This is a genomic window from Paenibacillus sp. NPDC055715 (genome assembly GCF_053617595.1).
Genome location: NZ_JBSHGA010000003.1, coordinates 1 through 22751 on the forward strand (window position 1 = coordinate 1; position 22751 = coordinate 22751).

Consider the following 22751-nt stretch of genomic DNA (forward strand, 5'->3'; position numbering starts at 1 on the left):
TCTACAATAGTTACCTATATTATACAACATTAACGCGGTGTCGTCTTAAACAAAATTAACATAAAATAGGCTGTCGAGACTTTCTCGACAGCCTGGAAGGAGCCCTAGGGCTCCTTCTTTTGTATGAAGAACATTATGCGTAATTTGGAAATTTGTTGTGATTTGAAATAAAGCGTTTATAAACTGAAGTTGATAGGTTAATATATGGGTGAATCCTTATGTGGACAAGAGTGGTAAAAAACGGATGGATGGCGGCGGAATCGTATTGGATGCGGGCAATGATCGTTGGAAGGACCAGGCAGTCAGTCTATTTATAACAATAGTGTGATTGCTTGTCATGCCTATGATGCCACTGATAACGGAAATCCAAAGCTACTGATTAGTGATCTGAAATGTGAAATGTGGCTCCGCAGGTTGGCCTACGTACTAAAAAATGTGGCTACATGGAGTCATCTGTATAGCGATCTCACATAGGTATATCCAAAAATGGTTCTTCCATAGGAGGAGTAGTTTTTGGGCTTGCAATGTCATAGAAACATGCTATTATGAATCAAGTTGATAATAATTATCATTATCGCAATCGTTATGAGCATTATGGTGGTTTCAGGTATGGAGGGAGTGACCTCACGAATGCAGTTTAAAGGCAGAGCGGACAAACATGCGGCTCGGGCAGAAGGCACAGCTCCCGAAGTAGCCTTTGTAGCCCGTCCTTTACTCCGGGCGGGCCGGATTCGGCAGGCGCTGCTATTCATAGGTTCTGCTGTGTTGCTGGCCTTGTCCATGTTTGCCGCGATTTCCCTTGGAGCCAAGGACTTGACCTTAGGTACGGTATGGGCGGCGGTATTTCACTATGATCGTTCATTGATGACACATCAGATCGTTCATGAGCTGAGATTGCCGCGTGTGCTGGGGGCGGCTGTCATCGGAGCTGCACTGGCGGTAGCAGGCTCTCTGATTCAAGGTATTACGCGCAATCCGCTGGGAGATACAGGTGTGCTGGGCATTAACGCAGGAGCAATGTTCGTGGTCGCTGTGAGTTTTGCCTTTTTCCCCAATCTTTCTTATGGGACGTTAATCGTATTGTCATTCCTCGGGGCGCTGATGAGCACCTTGCTGGTATTTGGTCTGGGAGCTTTCGCGCCTGGGGGATTGACGCCGATGAGACTGACCGTATCCGGAGCAGTGACGGCTGCTCTGCTAGGCTCTATGACTTCGGGAATTGCGATTTATTTTGATCTGAGTCAGGATTTAGCCTTTTGGTATGCGGGTGGTGTCGCAGGGATCAAATGGTCGCAGCTTGAGATTCTTGCGCCGATTTTGCTGATTGTGATTGCCTGGTCTATGGGGCTGGCACGCTCTATTTCACTGATTTCGATGGGCGATGAGGTGGCGCTGAACCTTGGATTAAATCTCAAGCGTATCCGGCTGCTGGGTTTGCTGACCGTGGTGGTACTGGCCGGGTTGTCCGTGTCCGCAGCCGGGGCCATCGGCTTCGTAGGGCTGGTTATTCCGCATGTCGCCCGCAAGCTGATTGGTGTGGATTACCGCCAGATTGTACCGCTGTCTGCGTTATTGGGGGCTGTGCTGCTGGTGTTGGCTGATTTGGGGGCGAGAATGGCGAATCCGCCCGAGGAGCTCGCTATTGGAATTATGGTGTCTTTTATCGGGGTACCTTTTTTCCTCTTTCTCGCCCGTAAGGAAAGGAGGGATTTATAATGAGTCGCTCTTTAGGAACCGGGGATGCAAGAAGGACAAAGGCTTTGCTCGTCTGCTTGGTTTTGGCGGGGATTAGCTTTGCCGTCATGGTATTGGGTTTGAATACTGGCACAATTCGAATTCCACCGTTGGGTGTGTTGGATACACTGTTTGGCGGTGGCAGCGGGCGTGATCATATCGTCCTGTTCGAATACCGTCTACCGCGTATCGTTGTAACGATACTGGCTGGGGCTGGATTGGGAGCAGCCGGAGCTGTTATGCAGGGCTTGTCGCGGAACGCACTCGCTGACCCGGGGGTGCTGGGGCTTCACGCGGGAGCTGCGTTGGGGCTGGTGATATTCGTCAGTTTTTTTCGTGATCTTGAAGGATCGGCAGCCGTGCTGATCCCCCTGTTTACTTTTGCAGGAGGTGTCGTGGCGGCGGTGCTGATTGTGCTGTTGTCGTATAACCGGAACAGAGGAATCGTGCCTGTGCGTCTGATCCTGTCCGGCATTGGTGTAGCCTCGGGTCTCAGCGCTATAACGCTGTATTGGTCCTTGCGGCTTGATGAAGATACTTACGCGTTCACCGCACGTTGGTTGGCTGGCAGCGTATGGGGCCGGGACTGGATACATGCGGTGGCTTTGCTGCCGTGGATTGTTATTGTGTTGCCCTATGTTCTGTCACAGACGCGTAGCCTGAACAATCTGTCGCTGGGTGACGAGACGGCGGCTGGAATCGGCACGAGTGTGAAGCGTCAGCGTCTGTTGCTGCTGGGTGCAGCCGTGGCTCTATCCAGCGCCAGCGTGTCTATGGCTGGAGGCATTGGCTTCATTGGGCTGATTGCGCCTCATCTGGCTCGCCGTCTGGTTGGGCCAATGTATCAGCATTTGCTGCCGGTGGCCTGCTTTGTCGGAATCGTCATTTTGGTCCTTGCGGATACGATTGGACGTTCTGTGTTTCAGCCGAATGCGATTCCGGCGGGTGTGGTGGTTGCTGTGGTAGGGGCTCCGTATTTTTTATTTTTGCTGTCCCGTACGAAATGATAGATGGAAAATGACAGATGGAATAGGTACATAAACGTACAAGCTGAAGCTTTCTAAATAATATGGGGCTTCTATGACTAGGAGGAATAAATATGGGAAAAAATGGACTCAAGCGCTCATGGGCGGGCATGATTCTTATTTTGTGCATGGTGATGCTGTCCGCTTGTGGACAAGCAGCAGACAACAAAGCTGCGGATACGAAAGCGGCGGACAACGGTGAGAAAACGGTCAGCGCGGATTCGCGCATTGCTTCCATGTCTATTCATTTGACGAACAATCTGCTGGCGCTGGGCATTACTCCGGCTGGCTCAGTCATTGGCGGAGATGTTAAGGACTTTTTGCCGCATGTAAAAGACCGTCTTCAAAATACCCGCAAGCTGGGTGTTGTCACAGACCCGGATATGGAAGCCGTACTGGAGCTGCAACCTGATTATATTTTCCTAGACAAAAAATATTCGGGAACCGATGTTGCCAAGTATGAAAAAATCGCTCCAACCGAGGTCTTCGATCTGAACGAGGGCACATGGAAGGACCAACTAAAAAAAATAGCCGTTATGGTCAAACGTGAAGCCCAGGCAGATGCTTTCCTGAAAGATTATGCTGCTCAACAGGAACGGGTTAAAAAGCTGATCCATCAAAAAATCGGCGACGGAACCGTAATGGCTATTCGTGTTACGGCGAAGGAAGTCCGTGTAATGGGCATGAAGCGCCCGATAGGTCCGCTGTTGTATCAGGATTTAGGCTTGAAGCCAGCCAAGGGTGTGGAAAAGATCAACAAGGCATATCAGGTCGTATCGCAGGAGGTTTTGCCGGATTATGATGCCGATGCGATCTTTGTCATAATCAGCAAAGGCGCGGATGCCCAAAAGGTGTACACGCAACTGGAAGGAAACGCGGTATGGCAAGGACTCAAAGCAGTGAAGCAGGGTCATGTCTACATGCTGAGCGGACAGCCTTGGCTGGACTATTCGGCGATGGGACACAAAATCGCTCTGGATAATGCAGAGCAACTCTTTTCCAAATAAGCTTTAACGTACATCAAAGCCGTATTTCCTAATGCATCTTAGTGCAGGCGGGGAATACGGCTTTTTGGCGAGTTATAAAATATCCACAAGAGCCGCCGCAAACAAAAATCGGGCAGCTCCGGTACAAATGAGAATTGCGGGTTATGAACGTTTTTTGCGTAAAAAAATCGGCTTGAGACCGATAAAGCCGATGGCGGCAAGGATCAGATTCACCCAGGGTGAAATGCTGAACACGGGCAGTACGCTGCGCAGGGCCAACCCTGCGACCAGAATGATCACGACTAACACGACATACAGCAAGATGGACTTGAGGTCTATGCGGGGCTTCACGGGCGTACAGTCTTGCTGTGCTTTCTCTCCTTCTTCCGGGCGGTCCATAAAGTTCATCAGGGCTTCAACCAGCAGGATGGCTCCTGCGGCGATGATGATCAGGGTGGACAGGTTAACTTTTTCAAAAGGAGTGACATCTTTGCCTGTGAACATTACGAACCATCCGATGATCGCTTGTGTCAAAAAAAACATGGACAAGGCAATCCATGCAATAAGCGTATAATTTTTGGCTTTATTCATGGCTTCCTCCTGCTTTGCGGGCGTATTACGGTCTGGCGGAACCGCCAATCCGTAACAAAAACAGTATACGTGAGCAAGCTGTGGATGGCAAAAGGCTTTATCTGCCGAATGTATATTACCGCTGCATTCTCCTCAAACTGGATAAAGGATGAGCACGCGGAGCATCCTGAATGTAAATGTGGAGAGGATGTGGCATCATGAAGTTGGATAAGCAGGCGGATTATACGGTTAATAAACGGCTGAAGGCCGCTCCAGTTACAAACAGCGTGGAGGCCTCGCCTGTGAACGTGAGTCATCGGAACGTTCAGGGGGCATTCCCGACGTACCGTATTCTGAACGATGCTGAATGGGCCCAGGATACCGAGTTCGCAGGGGATCTGGGCGAAGAGAGCTACCGCAGCTTATGGCATGAGGATCAGAATAGCGGTGCCTCTTGCATACTGGAGTGGGAGGGGCGCACGAAGACCCACGAAATGTTCAGGAACAGCTACGAATAGTCTGCTGGATGAAGTTGATTTACCCACTGATAAACGTAATATGGCGTTCTCCGTTATCGTTGCGGGGAGCGCCATTTGTTCGCTTTTTCTCCGTTATAACTGACAGGTTGACAAGGAAGTAGGGCAATGATAGACTGAATCTATCATAAATACTATTAAACTTATCGGGATTAAGGTGAATGAAAATTTTGCTGAGCATCCATGTTACAATATACGTTTGACATATTCGCTTTAAGTCATTAATTACCAATTATTAATTATTACAAGAAGCTTCGCAAGGTAGGGTTGTCAATGCAGCATAGCAGCTTGGTGACGGTGAAGCTTGAAACAGGGGGGCAATCGTGATGGAACGGCACATTGGAATTCGCTTTGAAAATGAGGAACTGGCCGCAACGATTCATTATCCTAGCAATCCGAATGAAGAAGACCGTCAGAGACGGATACCGCTGATAGTGATATGCCACGGATTTGTGGGCAATCGTATGGGGGTAGATCGGTTATTCGTGAAGGCTGCACGTGAGCTTGCGGAAGGAGGATATTTTGTCCTGCGCTTTGATTATGCCGGTTGCGGGGAAAGCACGGGTGAATACGGCAAGCAAGGATTGGAGTCGATGATTAATCAGACACGCACCGTGCTTGATTATGCCGTGAATTGTGCAGATATCGACCCGACCAAGGTGACACTGATCGGTCACAGTCTGGGTGGCGCGGTCGCCCTTCTCACAGCGGTACGGGACAAGAGGGTACAAAATCTGGTGCTTTGGTCGGCGGTCGGCTATCCGTTCAATGACATTGTTAAAATTACAGAGCGGAGCGTGTACGATGAGTCCGTGAACAGCGGTCAGGCCGACTATTTGGGTTATAAGTTCACACCTGCTTATTTCGAGTCGCTTGCCCAGTTCCAGCCGTTTCAGGAGGCCGTCAAGTTTAACGGAGATGTGCTCGTTATTCACGGAACCTCGGATGATATCATTCCTGTGGACTATGCGTCCCTGTTTCAAAAGGTATTTTGGATGCGTCCAGAGGGACGTTGCCACAAAGAGATTATTTTTCAGGGAGATCACACCTTCTCTTCCGGTAAAGAACGGCAGCAGTTGATCGACCGGACGCTGGAATGGCTGGATAAGCAGGAGAATATTCAGCGGGATTGGCAGCACTGGATGATCTGATTTCAGGCTGTAACGGATTGTATTGAAAATTGCGCCCCCAACGGAGTAAAATGGAAGAGTAACACTATACTGGCGTGTGGAGGTTGGCAGCGATGACATTACCCTCAATTTTTGTTGCGCATGGTTCACCGACACTGGCTTTAGAAAACAATGCATACACCAGCTTTCTTGCAGAGCTGGGCGCGAGCCTGCCCCGACCCAAAGGAATAGTCATTTTTTCCGCGCATTGGGATAGTGCTGATCAATGTATCGGCGCGGATGACCAGCATGCAGCGTTGCACGATTTCTATGGCTTTCCTGAACAAATGTACACACTCAATTACCCCGCACCAGGCGATCCGAAGCTGTATGAGGAGATAGACGATCTGTTCGGTCAGCATAACCTGTTCCACCAGCCGGTACGGAACCGGGGACTGGATCATGGAGCATGGGTGGTTTTGCGGCATGTATATCCTGATGCGGACATACCGGTCGTTCCGCTTTCCATTGATTCCCGGCGCGCTCCGCAGGAGCAATACGAGATTGGGCGGATGCTGGCACCGTTGCGAGAACAGGGGATTTTGATCATCGGTAGCGGAGGATTGGTCCACAACTTGCGGACACTCACACAGACGAATGAGCCAGCTGATTGGGCGGTTCAATATGATGACTGGATCGGGCAGCAGCTTCAGGACTGGAATCTGCGTCATCTGTTCCAATATGATAAAAAGGCTCCTTATGCCAAACAAGCGGTTCCCTCTTATGGGATAGAGCATTTTTCACCGCTGTTTTACGCGATGGGGGCTGCGGATGACCAGCGCTCGGCGCAGAAGCTTTTTCAGTCCTATGTTCTGGGCTCACTGAGTCTCAATTGTTGGGTTTTCGGTCAAGAACGTGATACGTAAATGTGAAAAAGAACTTCCGAATCCACATGGCTAGTGGGAATGGAAGTTCTTTTGTGTGGGTACGTTCTTTTTCAGCCAGTCAGATACCTGTGCAGTGCGTTTATCCCTGTTTTGATCCAGTAGCGCTACGAAGGCTTTTAGTTTTTGTACATAAGGACTAGCTGAGCCACTGTTGCGTTGAATCACCGTTGATATCCCTTTTTGGCGTAAGATGACTTCTTGGTATCATAATCGAATAATGGCGTATTGTTCGTGCCGTAGAAGGTATAGAAATAATGTATCGTGAGCATTCCGGGTTGTATCCAACTTGTAAACGTTTGGAAAAATAATGAATCGGATATAAAAGAAAGTCAGCAGCATAGCTGCTCAAAAAAACAACCATTAGCACGGAGAATAACGGTTGTTTTTTGGTAGCTTAAGCTATTTTTCGAGCGGGGTTCGCGCTGGAAAGGTATCTTTATTTTTACGAAACAGTCCACGCAGGAAGGACTGTGCCCGAGAACAGGAATGAGAAGTTCATGACCATTGCCATCAGAGCGGCTAATGTAGTCAATGTACCGAGAAGCAGGCCAACTCCGACCAGAAACTCACCCAGTGGGATCAGGACGTTGAACAGACCGACATTTGGCAGGGCAAAGGCTTCAAGGAACGATCCCCACCAGCCTTGTACAGCGGGATGTTCTCCGCCTGTCTTAGCAATGGCCCCCGAGATAAATCCGCCTGCATCGAATCCGCCAGTCAGCTTCTCAAGTCCATGACTCATCCATTCATATCCCAGATAACTCCGTATTGCAGTCAGCAGCCACATTAATATTTTTTAAATTTTTAATTTCTTTAGATAAGTATTCTATAGAGATGAGGTGTTTCAATCAGGACAAAAACAGGAAATAACGCTTATAATGAGAAAAACGTTTAACTGGAGGGATGAACTTGTCCGGGCCCACTTTCAATCGAAGCCAATGGTTGCGTGTGATGACCTCGGTTTTACTATGTATGACCATGATGTCTTGTTCTAAGCAAGAAACACAGCCGGAGGCGCTTGAGCCGCTCAAGGAATCGACTATTCCAGCATGTACAGCTCCGCTTACCGGCCTTCCGGTGAAGCAGCCTGTTCTGGAACGACCGCTCGCCATTATGATTAATAACGCTCCAGCCGCACGGCCTCAGGCGGGACTTAGCGAGGCGGACATGGTATATGAAGTTCTCGCGGAAGGTGGAATTACCCGTTTGGTAGCTTTTTTCCAAAGTCATGGCGGAAATGTGAAAATAGGCCCGGTCCGCAGCATTCGGCCGTATCTGATTGAACTAGGTGAAACGTATGGGGCATTGCCAATACATGCCGGAGGAAGTACAGATGCCTATGCGATTTTACAACAGCAGCGAAAGGAGCATCTGGATGAGATTTCGAATGGAGGAGCTTACTTCTGGAGAAGCAAGGATCGCCGTCCTCCACACAATCTGTATACAGATGTGAACAGACTTCGCCAAGGAAGCGAAAGCAAAGGCTACGCCAAGCAGACGGTGGTTCCGGTATATAACTATCTTAAATCCGGAGAGACCTCGGTCATGGGAGACGAGGATGCAGTATCTTTACAAATCCGTTTTTTGCTTAAAAGCTACAAGGTATCTTACACCTACGATCCGTCAGATCAACAATATAAGCGTTTTGTGAACGAAATGTCACATGTGGATCAAAACAATAACAAGCAGCTCTCTGCGGCCAATGTCATTGTGATGAGCACCAGGCACCAAACGCTGGATGATGTAGGCAGATTGAGCGTTGAGCTGAATGGCAGTGGAAAGGCCATGGTGTTTCAAAAGGGACGGCTGATACACGCTGAGTGGCAGCATACGCCCGGTGATGCTATTCGTTTTATAAAAAATGGAGTTGAAATTCCGTTGGTGCCAGGTACATCCTATATACATGCGGTTCCGGCGGACGTTTCGCTGAACGAGCATGTGAGTGTAGAAGCAAAGTGAGGTATCCGGAATCGGCCTTTTAAGGTAAAGGTTGTCGGATAATGTACTTCCTTGTCGGGCAATGTATACTTAATATTGTGAAATTTGCCTTTACAAACTTTACAAAAACATTGATGAGTGTGATAAGATAGCAAAGGTTGTCTAATGCAGTCGAAACAGGTTGCGGATATTTTCGTAAAGGGGTAATCGTTAATGAAATTGAAGAAAAAGGATATATTCTTCGAGACGTTGGAAAATATGGCAGATACAATCGTGCAAGCAGCCGATTACTTTGCCCAACATACTTCAAATCTTCAAGATGTGGTTTTGTTTACTAATGAAATGAAGAAGTATGAAAATAAGTGTGATGATTACACACACACGATTATTACTGAGCTGAACAAGACCTTCATTACGCCGCTGGAACGCGACGACATCATGGAACTGACAACGACCATGGATGATGTGCTGGACGGTCTGGAAGCGACGGCCTCTCGTTTTTATATGTACAACATTACGGAGCCGGACGAGTATATTGTGCAGTTCGCTGATATTTTGCGTCAGTCAGCTTATGAAATTCAGAAGGCTGTACATTTGCTTTCACAGAAGAAGCTGCTGGCCATCCGTGAATACACCATTCGCCTGAATGATTTGGAAAATCAGGGGGATGAGCTGTTGCGTATTTGCATCAAAAACCTGTTTGCAACTGTAACAGATCCTATTGAACTGATTAAACGTAAAGAATTGTATGAACGCCTAGAAACGACAACGGATTCATGCGAGGATGTTGCAAACATGCTGGAATCCATCATTATGCGTAACTCGTAAGGGAGTCCTTTTACATGGATACAAGTTTACTGGTATTGGGTATTGTTATTTTTCTTGCTCTGGCATTTGATTTTATTAACGGCTTTCATGATACGGCGAACGCTATCGCAACCTCGGTATCTACCCGTGCGCTGACGCCGCGTCGTGCGATTATTATGGCTGCAGTCATGAACTTTCTGGGAGCCATATTGTTTACAGGGGTTGCCAAGACGATTGGTGGCAGTATCGCTGACCCTACCAAGCTTACGAACGGGATTGATATCGTCATTGCGACACTGATCGCAGCGATTATCTGGAATCTGCTCACATGGTGGTTCGGTATTCCTTCCTCATCTTCCCACGCCTTGATTGGTGCGCTGGCCGGGGCGGTGTATGTAGGTGCGGGATCAGAGAAATTGAACTGGAGCGGCTTCATCGGGATTGTTGAGGGACTTATTTTCTCCCCGCTGATTGCTTTTGTTGTCGGTTACATTGTGATGATGATATTGAAATACATCTTCGCTAAACGCAGTCCACATACAGTGAACAAAGGTTTTCGCACGATGCAGGTCATTACGGCAGCAATTCAATCCTTCACGCACGGTACGAATGATGCTCAGAAGGCAATGGGGATTATCACATTTGCACTCGTTTCGGCGGGTTATCAGGATCATCTGGAAGTGCCGATGTGGGTTAAAATTTCGGCCGCAACAGCTATGGCGCTCGGTACGTCTATTGGGGGCTGGAAGATCATCAAGACGATGGGCACCAAGATTTTTAAAATCGAGCCGATTAATGGCTTCGCTGCTGATATTTCCGGAGCTTCGGTTATTTTCACAGCCACACTGCTTCATTTACCAGTAAGTACCACTCATGCCATTACTTCGGCTATTTTGGGTGTTGGTGCTGCGAAGCGTTTTTCCGCTGTGCGTTGGTCGCTGGCTGGTCGAATTGTAATTACTTGGGTTATTACGATTCCAATTTCTGCCTTATTGTCAAGTTTGATTTTCAAAATTCTTTTTTAGTTCATCATTATTTCTCGTAAAATAAGTACACACTATAGGATACACAATAAGCTTCTGTTCGCTTCTTGCGGCAGGGGCTTATTGGCATTACAAGGGCAAAACAGGTCTTCTAAACCTTACACATCAAGACAGGTATATGGAATATTTTTAAAAAATACCTGACATCAAAGTAGTCAATTTTTAATAACTCCTGTACAATAAACAGAAAACTTTGAACCGTTCAACGGACTGGAGGAACTTATGCAAAAATCTGGAAAACTAATAGCGCTCATAACTTGTATGATTTTTGTAGTTGCCCTGGTCGGTAATTTTGGCGTAGTGGCACATGCCGAAAACAAAACAAATTATGATATCGGCACGGATACAACGTTCGCCCCTTTTGAGTTTGAAGATGTAGATGGTAAATTTGTAGGAATTGACATGGATCTGCTAGCTGCTATTGCCAAGGATCAGAATTTTGACTATACCATTAAGCCTCTTGGCTTTAATGCGGCAGTACAGGGCCTTGAAACGAATCAAGTGGACGGCGTCATTGCCGGCATGAGTATTACAGATGAACGTAAGCAAAAATTCGATTTTTCTGAACCGTATTTTGATTCAGGTGTGGTCATGGCGGTCCGTAAGGATAATGATACGATTAAACGCTATGAGGATCTGAAAGGGCAGCGTGTTGCTGTCAAAACAGGAACAGAAGGCTACACGTTCGCAGAGTCCATTAAGGCCAAATATGGCTTTACTACAGTTCCGTTTGATGATTCCTCTCAAATGTACGATGAGGTTAAGACTGGAAACTCAGTTGCATGTTTTGATGACTATCCGGTGCTGGCATACGGAGTGACACAGAATAATGGACTCAAGCTTGTGACGGATAAGGAAAAAGGCGGTTCCTACGGTTTCGCTGTCAATAAAGGCAGAAACCAGGAGCTGGTGGAGAAATTTAATGCAGGGCTTGTGAATCTTCGCAACAGCGGGGAATATGACAAAATTATGTCCAAGTACCTGGGTAAATCAGGCAAAGGTGCGGCAACTGTAGAGCGTGGTCGCTGGGAACTTATTTCCGCTTCCCTGCCTTCGCTGATCAAAGGAATGGGAAATACACTGCTGTATACGCTCGTATCCCTGCTCGTAGCTTTTGTGTTGGGTCTGGTGTTCGGCTTTATGAAGGTGAGTCACAATAAACTGTTCCGTGGTATTGCAACAGTTTTTGTTGATATATTCCGTGGTATTCCACTGATCGTACTTGCTTTCTTTATTTACTTTGGGATTCCGCAGGTACTGGATTTTAAAATGCCGCTCTTTGTCGCGGCCGTACTGACGTTGTCTCTGAACGCGGGAGCTTATGTGACGGAGATCATCCGTGGCGGTATTCAGTCCATTGATCCGGGACAAATGGAAGCGGCTCGTTCTCTTGGTTTGCCACACCGGACGGCTATGTTTAAAATCATTTTGCCGCAGGCTGTGAAAATCATGATCCCGTCGTTTATCAATCAGTTGGTTATTACCTTGAAGGATACGTCGATTTTGTCCGTTATCGGTCTTGTCGAATTGACCCAATCGGGTAAGATCATTATTGCGCGGACGTTCCAATCCTTTGATATTTGGCTGGTGGTTGCGGTGATGTATCTTATCGTCATTACAGTCCTGACCAAAATTTCCAACCGTCTTGAAGGGAGAGTTCGCCGTGGGTAAAATTATCGTCAAGAACCTGAAAAAAAGCTATGGCAGTAACGAAGTACTGAAAGGCATTGATATGCAAGTACAGGAAGGCGAGGTTGTCTGCGTCATTGGCCCCTCGGGTTCGGGGAAAAGTACGTTTTTACGTTGTATGAATATGCTAGAGGAAATTACCGAAGGCGAGGTCATCGTGGATGACTACAACTTGAGTGACCAGAGTGTGGACATTAACAAGGTCCGTGAAAATATAGGTATGGTGTTTCAGCATTTCAACCTATTCCCGCATATGACGGTGCTCAAGAACATTATGTTTGCGCCGACAGAGCTGGGGAAACAGTCCAAGGCAGAGGCACGGGAGACCGCGTTAAAGCTGCTGGAGCGAGTGGGCTTGTCCGATAAGGCAGATGCATTGCCAGGGCAGTTGTCCGGCGGTCAGAAGCAGCGTGTGGCGATTGCACGCGCGCTGGCAATGAACCCGGATATTATGCTGTTTGACGAGCCGACCTCAGCGCTTGATCCTGAAATGGTCGGAGAAGTGCTCGGCGTCATGAACGATCTGGCCCATGAAGGTATGACGATGATGATCGTGACGCATGAGATGGGTTTTGCACGCGAAGTAAGCGACCGTGTCGTGTTCATGGACGGCGGCTACATCGTGGAGGAAGGAACGCCACAAGAGGTGTTCGGTAATCCGCAAAATGAGCGGACGATTAGTTTCTTGGAGAAAGTATTGTAAGTGGGGCAGGGTTTGTGGTGAGCATTTTTCGCGCGTGGGAGACGCTCCGCGGTTCATTTGATCTTTCGATCGCTGTTGCCCCCGGATTTCCTGAATAAGCTCATGGCTGGAGAAATCCGGGGGCAAAGGCGAGCGCTCACGCTTCTTCAGATTCAAATGAACCGCTGCGCTACTACTCGCTAAACCCGCTCCTTTCTTCGCAAAAGCCTGCCTCACTTTTGAATGAGTAGTTGCAGGGGGAGAGGATGCGCCGCGCGGTGCTTGCTGCCGATAGTAGGCTGGGAGTGAATGGGCTCGGTTAAAGTGTGGTTAGTGAGTAGGTACATGGCTAGATGTGATCTTTTGATTGTAAGAGAGAGTCGTTATTACCTTATATAAATCCTTATGTAATATCCTTCAAAGAAGTGGGTAGTTTGAAGATCAGGACTTCTAGACAAGAGGATATTCCGGCTTTGGCTTATTGATGGAGGAACTTGATTATCCTACATCTGTAGAGGAAATGAAGCAGAGATATGATCGTATCGTTGTTTTTGTGATGGATTCAAAACATCGTAATAAAGGCATCTGCAAGGCGCTAAATCAGGAAGCGGAAGCTTGGGCAAAAGAGAATGATATGGCTTGGAATTATATCTTATAAGGATATCTTGGGGGATTATGATGGCCCGGAGATATCCTTTTCTTTATTTGGCTGTATGAAACATGAATACGGGGCTTAAGATTTGTATAACGCTAAATAGCTTATATACAATGTAAATAGAATCGATGACAGTAGTGTTAGGCGAGGGGGTTGTACGGTGATACGTACATTGACTATAGGGCATGATCATCAGGTGATAGTGGGGCAGTCGCTGGAGCAGATCGTCATGGAGGATTATATATGGATGTGGGTGGATTTTAGCGAGCCTACCGATCATGAATCGAAGCTGCTGACGAGTTATTTTCATTTTCATCCGTTGGCTGTTGAAGATTGTTTGCATGTTCTGCAACGCCCAAAACTGGACTATTACGAGGATGTTCAGTTTCTGGTCGTACATGCGCTGGATGTAGATACATTGGATGCAGAAGAAGTGGATATGTTTATTAGCAGTCGTTTCTTGGTGACATACCATCATCATGAACTGGAGGAGCTGGATCAGGCTTGGGAACGGATTGTCCAGCATGCCAATGAACGCAAAATTTGGTCGCGTGGGCCGCTGGCTGCGGCTTATACAGTGGTGGACAAGCTGGTGGATAACTATTTCCCGAGTTTGTTCATGATTGAAGATGAGCTGGCAGAGCTGGAGAGCCTGGGTGGGCGTGAATCGGTGGAGGACTTGATGAAGCAGGTATTTGCCCTGCGAGGCAGGCTGCTCAAGCTGCGCCGTACGATTGTGCCGATGCGGGATTTGATGTACCGGGTTCTTAATTCGCAGCATGTACAGGATAAAGGGGAGCATATGGCCTATTTTACGGACATTTATGACCATCTGTTGAAGCTTACCGACATGCTGGAGGCCGACCGCGAGATGACAGCCGACCTGAGAGACAGTTATATTTCGTTAAATTCTAACCGTATGAATTCAATCATGAAAACGCTGACCGTCATCACGACTGTTTTTATGCCCCTGACGCTGATTGCGGGTATCTATGGTATGAATTTTTCGTATATGCCCGAGCTGGGCTGGAAATACGGTTATTTTGGAGTGCTGTTCTTCATGTTCATATTAAGTGCAGTGATGGTAATCTGGTTTATGCGTCGGGGCTGGTTTAAATAAAATAGCCTACTTTCTTTTGCGCTTGCTCGGACGTCTGCGTGGGGTCGTAGTGCTTTTGCGCTGCGTTTTTTTCTGGCGTGGACGTGGTGGTTTATATTCATCCAATTCCTCAGCGATTCCCGTTTCAGAATTTTTGCTCGCAGATTTTCCGAATGCTGGGAGCGAGCCCATAATCAGCTTCGCCATCGGAGCAAACTGCTGCACGCTGGATATGACTTTTTGTACCTTGCTGAAAGTAGCGACAATCCCGTCAATGCCGCCCATACGGTCAATGAAGCCTTTAATTTCGCCGAGATTGCTGAGGTTGCCGAGACCGCCGAGACTGCCGAGCAGTCCTCCTTTGGTTGGGACCGGATCAGGTGTGACCACGGCGGCGGATTCTGTAATACTTGATGGCGCCTCATAAGGCACGAGTCCGGAGGAACCGACTTGCGGACCATCGCTGTACGAGTCGAGTCCCGGATACGGAGATGAATTATACGGATCGGAAAGGGAACGCTGTGGCGGCCTCCGATGATAGTAGTGTCCAGGCATGAGATCACATTCCTTTGCAGGTTGATACTCTACTGTATGTTACAAACGCACAGTGGGTTTAGGCGCGTGTCCCGAAATCATGTATAAAAGCGGATTTGGGCTCAAGCATAGTACGATTCTCCTGAAAAATAATGCTGTTCTGTGATGCGTGAAATCGTTAACGCTTGAAAAAGCGACTATTCCTCAAGTACAATGGGGATAGATCGTAACCTTGGGAGATGATAATCCATGCAGCTCAAAAAGCTTAATGATAAAAATATTGATCAATTGTTCGAAGCCATCCTAACTTTAAAAAATTTGGAAGAGTGCTATGTATTCTTCGATGATTTGTGCACGATTAATGAAATTCAATCCCTCTCTCAGCGTCTGGAAGTTGCCCGTATGCTGGGCAAAGGCAGTACGTATAATCAGATTGAAGCAGAGACGGGTGCCAGCACAGCTACGATTTCCCGTGTTAAACGTTGCCTGAACTATGGTAATGACGGTTATAAATTGACACTTGAGCGTCTGGGTCGCTAATGCGAAGCCCAGGGGTGCTGGTCATTAGCCATGGCTCAAGGGAGTCGTATTGGGTGGAACAGGTGGATCAAGCAGCCGCAAAGCTTCATTTGCCAAAGGACATGCCGTTAGAGGTTTCATTTTTGGAAACGGTTAAAGGAAGATTGATTCAGGATGGTATTGACCGTTTGGAAGCCCTAGGTGTGACAGATTTGCTGGTTGTGCCCTTATTTATGTCGTCCGGCAGCACACATGTAGATGAGATTAGTTATGCGCTGGGGGTCAAGGATGCGCCAGACAAAGAAACGGATTTGGAGCCTTTTCGGATCAAGGGGCGTGTGCATTTTGGCAGTCCGTTGGATGACGGAGAAGATGTAGCTCACATGGTGTGGGACAAGGTTAGCCCATTGTCGGTCAACCCTGCGAGTGAGACTATTTTGCTCGTGGGACATGGCAGTGTGCATGATGGATTTTTTCAGCGCTGGGAGCGAGGGATTTCTTCGTTAGCCCTTACGGTGCAAAGGGTGAGTAGTATCGCTACGGACTATGCCTTGCTGAATCCTGAGGGTGTATATGATAAGGTAGCGTACTGGAAGCAGGAGCGAGGTCATGATGTTATTGTAGCGCCGCTTTTTTTAAGCTCGGGATATTTTACAAGCCATATCATTCCTGGGCGATTACAAGGGCTTGAATACCGTTATTCGGGAGATCCTTTGCTGCCGCATCCCCTGTTCACAAGCTGGATGAACGGGCAAATTCGTGAACTGCTGCAAAGGATGCAGGAGCAAGATTGAGCAACAGGCCGCTTGGTTTAGCTACAGCTTTATCATATCCTTAAATTTCTGTATTTAGGTAAGCGTTGGCTTCTTTTATTGTAAAAGAGGCCTTTTTCCAGTATGATGATATTTTGTATAGAGTGAATGTGATGAATGAGAATATAAACATAAATATCATTAAATATACGGGTGGCGTAACGGGAATGAAAAGTGCTAGATTGATCTATAATCCGACCTCTGGACGTGAGGAAATGAAACGCCGCCTTGCGGACATCTTGCAGCGTCTGGATGAAGGTGGTATTGAAGCCTCTTGCCATGCAACTACGGGCGAAGGGGATGCAACTCGTGCGACAGCAGAAGCCATTGAGCGTGGGTATGATATGATCATCGCCGCAGGCGGGGATGGTACATTGTACGAAGTTATTAACGGGATGGCCGAAAAGGAAAACCGTCCGCCCTTGGGCGTATTCCCGCTAGGGACGACGAATGATTTTGCCAGAGCTTTGGGGATACCGAGGCAGTGGGAGGATTATTGTGATCTGGTTATTCGTCAAAATCCGAAGCCACTGGATATCGGTAAGGCCAATGATCGGTATTTTATTAACATTGCGGGCGGCGGTACTTTGACCGAACTTACGTATGAAGTGCCGAGCAAGCTGAAAACGATGATTGGACAGTTGGCTTATTATTTTAAGGGTATGGAGAAAATGGTCAGCCTTGCCCCGCAAGAGCTGATTATCAAGGCATCGGGTCAGGAAGTGATACACGACGAGTTCATGCTTTTCCTGATTGCTAATACGAACTCGGTAGGTGGATTTGAAAAGCTGGCGCCCGGCGCGACCATTGATGATGGGCTGCTCGACGTGATCGCTGTGCGCAAATGTAATCTGGCGGAAATGATTCGGCTCGTAACACTCGCGCTGCGTGGTGAGCATTTGCAGGATAAGAAAATCGTTTATTTTAAAACAGATTACATGGAAGTTATCTCGCCCGGCTATGTCCAGCTTAATCTGGATGGCGAACTAGGTGGTACCCTGCCAGCGACTTTCCGTAATTTGCCGCAGCATTTGAATGTTTTTCGGTAAGGAATGACGGTGAGTGTTTTCGCTTCTTATTGCAGGACAGTACAGTATATGGAATGTAGAGTTGGAAGTTATTTTTCGCTGTGACGATATCGGTTCTTGCCGTTCTCCGTGGGGAGTAACGGCATTTTCGAGTTCACGATACTGGCGTTAATGTGTAGAGCAATGGCCGTGTGATTATATATGGGGTTGTATGCCAATCATGAGCATAAACAGGCTTGAAAAGATTATCAGAAAGAAGTGACATCTATAATGACGACTAACCGTAGCGGACGTGGAAAAAGCCGCCGGAATGCAGCAGCTCCGATTCAAGGGAAACCACAGAAAAAGACCGTGCCGATGAACAGTGAAAGAGGACAAGGACAGGGCCAGCAGCTCCGAGTTGGAAGCGGAAATGGAAGTGCGCAGGAAAGGGAATGGAAGGGATCGGAAAAGGGTCGAGGGTCTCGTCGTTCTTCCGGTGGTGGACGAAGTCAGGATGCGTCCAATCGTAACCGAGTCAGCGTAGAGCGTACCGATCTGCCTGTGCAAAAAAACGATGAAGCCGTGATGGACATTATCGGCATGAACCACGACGGCGAAGGAGTGGGGCGTGTTGAGGGCTTTACGCTGTTCGTTCCGGGCGCGTTGCCAGGTGAAAAGGTGCGGATAAAGGTGCTGAAAACGAAAAAGCAGTATGGCTATGCCAAGCTGCTGAATATCGTGCAGGCAAGCCCTGACCGGGTTGCAGCTCCCTGCGACATCTATGATCAGTGCGGCGGCTGTCAGATCCAGCATATGAGCTACGAAGCGCAGCTGGGCTGGAAACGCCAGCATGTCGTGGACGTGCTGGAGCGTATCGGGAAGCTGAGTGTGGTAAAGGTACACCCAACACTGGGCATGAGCGAGCCGTGGAGGTACCGTAACAAAGCCCAAGTGCCGATCGGTGTCACCGAAGGCGGACTTGTCGGCGGTTTCTACGCACGTGGCAGTCATCGTATTGTGGATATGGACACCTGTCTCATTCAGGATGAGCGTAACGACGAGGTCGTTGCACGTGTCAAAGAGATTGGGCGGACGCTGGGCATCAGCGCATATAATGAGGAAACCGGACGCGGGCTGTTGCGCCATGTCGTCGTCAAGACTGCTTTTCGTACAGGTGAAATGATGCTGGTACTCGTCACGAATGGGCGAGATATCCCACACGCAGATGCCTGGATTGGCAGTATTCGTGAGCATATTCCGCACGTGGCAAGCATTTGCCAGAACGTGAATACGAAGCAAACGAACGTTATTTTTGGTGACGAAACCCGCGTACTATGGGGCCGTGACGTGATCTACGATTACATCGGGAACGTCCAGTTCGCTATTTCCGCGAGATCCTTTTATCAAGTGAACCCTGTTCAAACTGAAGTGCTGTATAGCAAAACCGTTGAATATGCCGGACTCACGGGTAAAGAAACGGTGATCGACGCATATTGCGGCATTGGCACCATTTCCTTGTTCCTCGCTCAGCATGCGGATCAGGTGTATGGGGTGGAGATCGTCAAAGAAGCGATTGAGGATGCACGGAGTAATGCGCTGTTGAACAATATGCGCAATGTGAAGTTTGAGGTAGGCGCTTCCGAAGACGTCATCCCCGCTTGGAAAGAGCAAGGTATCACCGCCGACGTCATCGTCGTCGACCCACCCCGTAAGGGCTGCGATCCCCGCCTGCTCGAGACCATTCTGGAGATGCAGCCAGAGCGTGTAGTTTATGTGTCTTGCAATCCGAGCACGCTGGCACGGGATTTAAGGATATTGGAGGATGGCGGGTACCATACACTGGAAGTGCAGCCCGTTGATATGTTCCCTCACACGGTGCACGTGGAGTGCGTGGTAGTAATATATCGAGATCAGAAGCATTAATGTACAAGGGTTTAAGAGCAATTTGAATATGTTCCTGCATTCAACAAAATGCTTTAGGGTTGAGTGCTGTTCATTGTTAGTGCCGAAGGACAATTAATTTGGAGGATGTATGGGAGAAACGGTAAAGAGGGGCGGCAAAGACGAACCCCTCTTTTTTGTTGCCTTAAATATGGAAGTATCTTTAGCCTAATGAGGTTATCTTTTGTGCAATAATTTTAGTCAGTGCATGTTTGTGGGGAATGCCTGACGAGTTACAGTCGAAGATAACTTCTGAACTATCTTCAATTAACCAGTCGTAATAATGTGCAAGCAGTTCACCAGAGTACCACTTATACGCATTAGGTTCTTTTTCAGGTGGTGGAGCAATAAACGGCTTGTTTACAAACACATTAAAGAAATGTAAGCCGTTTGGATTTGTATACTGCTTATAATTTTCAAATATTTCTTTGCGGAATTCCGGTTTTATGTAGTGTAGGACACCACTTGAAAAGACTACGTCAAAATGCGTATCCAAACGATAATCTAAAATATCTGCCTTGAATACATTAACATGGACACCGATTTTTTCAGCAAGTCTCTTGGTTTTCTCTATACCTGCGTCCGAAACATCAAACGTAGTGACATCATATCCATTTCTAGCAAAAAATACGGCGTCTTTTCCCTCACCACATCCAATATCCAATAATTTCATGTGTTTATTAGGGGGCATAAACTGCAAAACCTGATAACACACTTTATTAGGTTCAGTACCCCAGTAATATTCTTGTGTTTTATATTCTTCCTCGTAAATGGTAATCGGTTTGTCCTGCGATACATACCCAAGAAGCTTGTCTATGCTTACTTCTAGAGTTCTTGATAACTGAGGTAGTAACGATATATCAGGCATTGTATAAGCATTTTCCCACTTGGAAACGGCTTGAAATGAAAGTCCAAGTATTTTTGCGAGTTCTTCTTGTGTAAGTCCTCTTTCTTTGCGGTATATGCTTATGTTTCTTGCTAATTTTTCCTTCATTAATCCTCACGCTCCTTCATGTAATCCAATTCTATTGGAGTTTGTTGATACGAACAATAACTTCATATTTGATTTTTTATAATTTTCAACCACCAGTTGAGCAAAAAGATTTATGACCAATCCTATAATTTATTAGATATGTTACCTACGACTCCTTGTTTTTTACAGAACACGAATAATCTCGGTCTTCTCTTAAATTAGAAGATGAATTTAATTAGGCCCTTGGTATTATTCAAGGGCTTTTTTTGGTTCCATATATCCCCATGAATATGCTATAGTGTAAGAAATAAAGAAGATTTATGCAGATTTTAGTAGAATAATGGGCTGAGGCATTTCCTTGGGATTGGGTATATAGTCCATTGATATTGGTTGAGATATTTCGATGAGTTGAAAGCGAGTGGCAAGGATGTATTATGCTGAAGGAAGGCAAGTTACTTATGTATTGAGAGGGCTATTGTGTGAGAATATAGGAGCAATTAAGACATTTAATAATCTTATTTACAGAATGAGGTGTAATGATGGATACCTATCTACCAGATAGTAGTGGGATATATAGTTTGAGTGGTTTTTCGTTTCAAATAAGAGTTTTTGTTTGCTATATGCTTACGCTTGAAGCGGGCAATCAAATAGAGTTTGAAACCATTGATGATGTAAATGTTAAGAAAATTAAAGCTGATGAAATAGATGATTATGATGAGAATTTTCATAACAAAATAGTAGGCATTAACTCTAATCGGGCTATTCAAGTCAAAAGAACTAATATTACAGAAAGTAGCGCTCAAAAAATTATTTTGAATTGGATTTTACTTGAATCTTCTGATAATGAGATTAGCGAATATGTGTTATTTACTGATAATGAATATGGGAATAAAGATATTTTGTTTGATAGATGTGCAAAAGAGCATTTTGAATTAATTAAAGAGTCAAAAAAAAATTCGAAAGCTATAATTACAAAAGTAAAAAAAATATATAATGATAATTTTGAGGAATTCGAGGAAACATACAACTCTATTAAAGAAAAATATAGTTTTGTTTCTGAAGAAAATATTAATGAAAAAATCAGGGGAAATTGTTCTATGATTTTTAGAAGAGCTGGTACAAATAAAGTTGTATTTTCTCAGCGTATTAATGAATTACTTCAACATGTTACTGTACAAATTATGAATACAATCAATGATAAGAAGCCATATATTTTAAATTATACTGAGTTCATGAAAATAGTGGAGGGTATTTCTTCTAGAATAACAGAGGAAATAACTCTTCCTTTGTATGCTGATTTCAAGAAAATTCATAAGATTGATTTTAATGATATGAATTTATCTAATTCTAGAGAATATAAACAATTACTTGCTTGTAAGTTGAACACACGTTTGCTCGAACAACACTTAACTTATTGTGCATATTATAATAACCTACGCTTTAGTTATATGGAATCAAATAAATTAGGAAAAATAGAAGATATTGAAGTAACTACGCATGAAAACTTTGAGGACTCCAAATTTAGGTTACAGAGGCAGGGATGTGACGAAGCATACAGTAGGCTGGATGAAACAAAAAAAATGGGCAATTCACATGCAGCTAACGAACAAATTCGATACGGATCTGGAATATATTTAACTAAAGATGGAATTGATGAGGATTATCAAATTTCATGGGAGGACCAAGACAATGAGCAAACTAAAGCTTGAGGCCGAAGTATTTCAAGTCAGTATTTATTGCGATATTATTTTAAACATAATAATAAAGCATAAAATATTAAGTGTTAATAAGGTGCTCATGTTTTCTTATTTAATTAAAAAGGATCGTTTGATTCCGAATAATATATACAATGGAAACAATACACAAGATATTATTTATAAATGTATTTCTGTGCTTTCTGGTGATTACGTTGAATATTGTAATAGCATTCCATATATTATAAAGGCTATTCACCTTCTTAATATAAAAGGGCGAATAGGTCTGGAAAATAATCAATTACATTGTCTATCAGAACCAGAAAAAAGTACAGACAAACCTGTATATGGAGAAAGTTTATTTATAGAAAAAGCTATTGAGGAGAGTAGGAAATTGTCCGAAAAACAATTTTTGAGAGAGGTTATGAATAATGTTTAAGATAACTAG

22 protein-coding genes and 2 pseudogenes are annotated in these 22751 nt (G+C 45.9%); 20 read left to right on the plus strand and 4 right to left on the minus strand.

Annotated elements, in window-relative coordinates:
- Nucleotides 1-214: 214 nt before the first annotated feature.
- The 4 genes and pseudogenes from ACWGOO_RS06945 to ACWGOO_RS06960 all read left to right on the plus strand — a co-directional run.
- Nucleotides 215-430 (plus strand): annotated as a pseudogene (locus ACWGOO_RS06945) (arabinan endo-1,5-alpha-L-arabinosidase); the annotation flags it as partial.
- Between the two features lie 200 nt (nucleotides 431-630).
- Nucleotides 631-1716, plus strand: a complete 1086-nt coding sequence (locus tag ACWGOO_RS06950; protein WP_452482479.1) for a FecCD family ABC transporter permease — start codon at nucleotides 631-633, stop codon at nucleotides 1714-1716.
- Nucleotides 1716-2741: a FecCD family ABC transporter permease gene (locus tag ACWGOO_RS06955; RefSeq protein WP_452482059.1), complete on the plus strand. Its 1026-nt coding sequence runs from the start codon at nucleotides 1716-1718 to the stop codon at nucleotides 2739-2741. The genes ACWGOO_RS06950 and ACWGOO_RS06955 overlap by 1 nt, the downstream gene beginning before the upstream one ends.
- Nucleotides 2742-2833: 92 nt before the next feature.
- Nucleotides 2834-3766, plus strand: a complete 933-nt coding sequence (locus ACWGOO_RS06960; RefSeq protein WP_452482060.1) for an ABC transporter substrate-binding protein — start codon at nucleotides 2834-2836, stop codon at nucleotides 3764-3766.
- Nucleotides 3767-3907: 141 nt separating this feature from the next.
- Here the strand turns inward: ACWGOO_RS06960 and ACWGOO_RS06965 are convergent, their stop codons facing one another.
- Nucleotides 3908-4336: a hypothetical protein gene (locus ACWGOO_RS06965; RefSeq protein ID WP_452482061.1), complete on the minus strand. Its 429-nt coding sequence runs from the start codon at nucleotides 4334-4336 to the stop codon at nucleotides 3908-3910.
- A 197-nt stretch (nucleotides 4337-4533) separates the two neighbouring features.
- Here ACWGOO_RS06965 and ACWGOO_RS06970 point away from each other — a divergent pair, with 197 nt between their 5' ends.
- The 3 genes from ACWGOO_RS06970 (at nucleotide 4534) to ACWGOO_RS06980 (ending at nucleotide 6886) form a co-directional block, all read left to right on the plus strand.
- Nucleotides 4534-4833: a hypothetical protein gene (locus ACWGOO_RS06970; RefSeq protein WP_452482062.1), complete on the plus strand. Its 300-nt coding sequence runs from the start codon at nucleotides 4534-4536 to the stop codon at nucleotides 4831-4833.
- Nucleotides 4834-5177: 344 nt separating this feature from the next.
- Nucleotides 5178-6002, plus strand: a complete 825-nt coding sequence (locus tag ACWGOO_RS06975) for an alpha/beta hydrolase (protein WP_452482063.1) — start codon at nucleotides 5178-5180, stop codon at nucleotides 6000-6002.
- 92 nt (nucleotides 6003-6094) lie between these two features.
- Nucleotides 6095-6886 (plus strand): dioxygenase family protein, encoded by a 792-nt coding sequence (locus ACWGOO_RS06980; protein ID WP_452482064.1) that lies wholly within the window; start codon nucleotides 6095-6097, stop codon nucleotides 6884-6886.
- A gap of 487 nt (nucleotides 6887-7373) precedes the next feature.
- Here the strand turns inward: ACWGOO_RS06980 and ACWGOO_RS06985 are convergent.
- Nucleotides 7374-7694: pseudogene (locus ACWGOO_RS06985) on the minus strand (DoxX family membrane protein); the annotation flags it as partial.
- A gap of 116 nt (nucleotides 7695-7810) precedes the next feature.
- Here ACWGOO_RS06985 and ACWGOO_RS06990 point away from each other — a divergent pair.
- The 7 genes from ACWGOO_RS06990 (at nucleotide 7811) to corA (ending at nucleotide 14841) form a co-directional block, all read left to right on the plus strand.
- Nucleotides 7811-8866: a DUF3048 domain-containing protein gene (locus tag ACWGOO_RS06990; protein WP_452482065.1), complete on the plus strand. Its 1056-nt coding sequence runs from the start codon at nucleotides 7811-7813 to the stop codon at nucleotides 8864-8866.
- Between the two features lie 192 nt (nucleotides 8867-9058).
- Nucleotides 9059-9673 carry a DUF47 domain-containing protein gene (locus tag ACWGOO_RS06995; protein ID WP_452482066.1) on the plus strand — a complete coding sequence of 205 codons (615 nt, stop codon included), beginning with the start codon at nucleotides 9059-9061 and terminating at the stop codon, nucleotides 9671-9673.
- Nucleotides 9674-9687: 14 nt separating this feature from the next.
- A complete protein-coding gene (locus ACWGOO_RS07000; RefSeq protein ID WP_452482067.1) occupies nucleotides 9688-10677 on the plus strand; it encodes an anion permease in 990 nt (329 codons plus the stop codon).
- Nucleotides 10678-10956: 279 nt separating this feature from the next.
- On the plus strand, nucleotides 10957-12366 hold the full coding sequence (locus ACWGOO_RS07005; protein ID WP_452482481.1) for an amino acid ABC transporter substrate-binding protein/permease: 1410 nt from the start codon (nucleotides 10957-10959) through the stop codon (nucleotides 12364-12366).
- Complete coding sequence (locus ACWGOO_RS07010) at nucleotides 12359-13087, plus strand: amino acid ABC transporter ATP-binding protein (RefSeq protein WP_452482068.1); 729 nt, start codon at nucleotides 12359-12361, stop codon at nucleotides 13085-13087. The genes ACWGOO_RS07005 and ACWGOO_RS07010 overlap by 8 nt, the downstream gene beginning before the upstream one ends.
- A 463-nt stretch (nucleotides 13088-13550) precedes the next feature.
- Nucleotides 13551-13724 (plus strand): GNAT family N-acetyltransferase, encoded by a 174-nt coding sequence (locus tag ACWGOO_RS07015; RefSeq protein ID WP_452482069.1) that lies wholly within the window; start codon nucleotides 13551-13553, stop codon nucleotides 13722-13724.
- A gap of 157 nt (nucleotides 13725-13881) precedes the next feature.
- The gene (gene corA / locus ACWGOO_RS07020; protein ID WP_452482070.1) at nucleotides 13882-14841 is read left to right on the plus strand and encodes a magnesium/cobalt transporter CorA; all 960 of its coding nucleotides are present in this window, start codon (nucleotides 13882-13884) and stop codon (nucleotides 14839-14841) included.
- Between the two features lie 6 nt (nucleotides 14842-14847).
- On the opposite strand, the gene ACWGOO_RS07025 is transcribed toward corA, so the two are convergent.
- Complete coding sequence (locus tag ACWGOO_RS07025; RefSeq protein WP_452482071.1) at nucleotides 14848-15375, minus strand: tyrosine protein kinase; 528 nt, start codon at nucleotides 15373-15375, stop codon at nucleotides 14848-14850.
- A gap of 228 nt (nucleotides 15376-15603) precedes the next feature.
- On the opposite strand from ACWGOO_RS07025, the gene ACWGOO_RS07030 reads away from it, so the two are divergent.
- The 4 genes from ACWGOO_RS07030 (at nucleotide 15604) to rlmD (ending at nucleotide 19618) form a co-directional block, all read left to right on the plus strand.
- The gene (locus ACWGOO_RS07030) at nucleotides 15604-15894 is read left to right on the plus strand and encodes a YerC/YecD family TrpR-related protein (RefSeq protein WP_452482072.1); all 291 of its coding nucleotides are present in this window, start codon (nucleotides 15604-15606) and stop codon (nucleotides 15892-15894) included.
- Nucleotides 15894-16667: a sirohydrochlorin chelatase gene (locus ACWGOO_RS07035; protein WP_452482073.1), complete on the plus strand. Its 774-nt coding sequence runs from the start codon at nucleotides 15894-15896 to the stop codon at nucleotides 16665-16667. Before ACWGOO_RS07030 ends, ACWGOO_RS07035 begins: the two co-directional genes overlap by 1 nt.
- A 185-nt stretch (nucleotides 16668-16852) precedes the next feature.
- Nucleotides 16853-17734, plus strand: a complete 882-nt coding sequence (locus tag ACWGOO_RS07040; RefSeq protein ID WP_452482074.1) for a diacylglycerol kinase — start codon at nucleotides 16853-16855, stop codon at nucleotides 17732-17734.
- Between the two features lie 249 nt (nucleotides 17735-17983).
- Nucleotides 17984-19618, plus strand: coding sequence for a 23S rRNA (uracil(1939)-C(5))-methyltransferase RlmD (rlmD, locus tag ACWGOO_RS07045; RefSeq protein WP_452482075.1), 1635 nt, complete (start codon nucleotides 17984-17986; stop codon nucleotides 19616-19618).
- 181 nt (nucleotides 19619-19799) lie between these two features.
- On the opposite strand, the gene ACWGOO_RS07050 is transcribed toward rlmD, so the two are convergent.
- Entirely contained in the window at nucleotides 19800-20630 is an 831-nt protein-coding gene (locus ACWGOO_RS07050) for a helix-turn-helix domain-containing protein (RefSeq protein WP_452482076.1), read from the minus strand.
- Nucleotides 20631-21148: 518 nt separating this feature from the next.
- On the opposite strand from ACWGOO_RS07050, the gene ACWGOO_RS07055 reads away from it, so the two are divergent.
- Nucleotides 21149-22318, plus strand: a complete 1170-nt coding sequence (locus ACWGOO_RS07055) for a hypothetical protein (protein ID WP_452482077.1) — start codon at nucleotides 21149-21151, stop codon at nucleotides 22316-22318.
- Entirely contained in the window at nucleotides 22299-22742 is a 444-nt protein-coding gene (locus ACWGOO_RS07060) for a hypothetical protein (RefSeq protein ID WP_134911142.1), read from the plus strand. The genes ACWGOO_RS07055 and ACWGOO_RS07060 overlap by 20 nt, the downstream gene beginning before the upstream one ends.
- Nucleotides 22743-22751: the final 9 nt, after the last annotated feature.